The following is a 343-nucleotide window of genomic DNA, read 5'->3' as shown; positions in this document are numbered from 1 at the left end:
AGAACTTTTAAATTTGATTGAATTACTCGTAAGTAATCAATCAGTCAGCTTTCCAAATTGTTAAAGAGCTTGATTCAATAAATTGAACCATTTTTAAAGACTCTCTTAAGAGAATACTTAAAGATGGTGGAGCTATGCGGGATCGAACCGCAGACCTCCTGCGTGCAAGGCAGGCGCTCTCCCAGCTGAGCTATAGCCCCATCTAGGTCGATATTGGTGGGTCTGAGTGGACTTGAACCACCGACCTCCCGCTTATCAGGCGAGCGCTCTAACCAGCTGAGCTACAGACCCAATATCGTCTCTTAACTTTTCTAAACCTAATCAATCTGTGTGGGTACTCATC

General features: G+C 44.0%; 2 tRNA genes. Both read right to left on the bottom strand.

Annotation, left to right across the window (positions count from 1 at the left end):
- Nucleotides 1-124: 124 nt before the first annotated feature.
- Nucleotides 125-200, bottom strand: a tRNA-Ala gene (locus IQQ51_RS21940).
- Nucleotides 201-214: 14 nt separating this feature from the next.
- Nucleotides 215-291 (bottom strand) — tRNA-Ile (locus IQQ51_RS21935).
- Nucleotides 292-343: the final 52 nt, after the last annotated feature.

Source organism: Vibrio sp. OPT18 (genome assembly GCF_015163615.1).
Taxonomy (GTDB): Bacteria; Pseudomonadota; Gammaproteobacteria; order Enterobacterales; family Vibrionaceae; genus Vibrio; species Vibrio coralliirubri.
The sequence above is the reverse complement of the archived record's forward strand: the minus strand, read 5'-3'. Positions and strand labels throughout refer to the sequence as shown.